Origin of the sequence: Neobacillus paridis, from assembly GCF_016765675.1 — a bacterium.
GTDB lineage: Bacteria > Bacillota > Bacilli > Bacillales > Cytobacillaceae > Neobacillus > Neobacillus paridis.
In genome coordinates this window covers 1-1062 of record NZ_JAESWB010000367.1, presented here as the reverse complement: position 1 = coordinate 1062, position 1062 = coordinate 1, and the positions used below count along the sequence as shown (strand labels likewise).

General features: G+C 49.2%; 1 protein-coding gene. It reads left to right on the top strand.

Annotated features, from left to right (window positions below):
• Window positions 1–127: 127 nt before the first annotated feature.
• The coding region (locus JK635_RS22050; protein WP_235888316.1) for a PAS domain-containing protein at window positions 128–1062 on the top strand (935 nt) is incomplete at its 3' end.

Genomic DNA, 1062 nt, shown 5'->3' with positions numbered 1-1062 from the left:
GTTACAAATAACCAAATCTATCATTCATAACTGGCCATTTTCTGAATTTAGCGAAGGTACTACTGGCATATTCGAAAGCAGTCCTGATTGTGTAAAGCTATTAGACATAAACGGCGATTTGCTTGCTATGAACAAACATGGCCAGTGTGCAATGGAGATTGATAACTTCGACGATATTTTCGGAACTCCATGGGTGTCTCTTTGGCCGGAAGCAGTTCGCCCCGCAATATTTAAAGCACTTGGCGAGGCTCGGCAGGGACAAACAGGGCACTTTGAAGCCTTCTGCCCTACGGCAAAGGGCAATCCTCGTTGGTGGGATGTCAAGGTCAACGTCATAAAGGGGGTCGACGGCCAAATAGAAGGGTTGCTCTCGGTATCCCGTGACGTCACGGGAATTTATCAAGCGAATGCGGAATTACGTATTAGCGAAGAGCGGTTCCGTTCTTTGGTAGCGGCAACCAGTGCAATTGTCTGGACTGCGACTCCCTCGGGGAAGTTTGTGCCAGAACAGGATAGCTGGTGTAGCTTTACCGGACAAAGCGCGCGTGAAGCCAATGAATGGGGCTGGTTGAATGCTGTCCATCCAGAAGACCGCAAAAATGTCGAAGTCGCTTGGAAACAAGCGGTTGAGGTAAAGAAGCTATACGAAGCTGAATACCGGCTAAGAAGAGCAGACGGGCAATACCGCTGTACAAGTGTTAGGGCGATTCCCATTGTCGAGTGTAACAAAACCATCCGCGAGTGGGTCGGTGTACATACAGATATCACAGACCGAAAACGCGCAGAGGATGAAGAGAGACGGGCAACGGCTGAAGCCGCTGCGGCCGCAGAGGCAAATGCCAAATATCGTACCTTCTTCGAGCAAGGTTCTAATTTCGCTGGAATTATGAGCCTGGATGGGACTGTCGTCGAAGTGAACCACTTATGTTTAAAAGCTTGTGGTTTCCCTCCAGAAGAGATTATTGGCAAAAAATTTTGGGACTGCGCATGGTGGAGCCAATCGCCAGAGTCGATTGGGATAATTCGGGTAGGTTCAATGGAAGCAGTCTCAGGCAGGCTGTT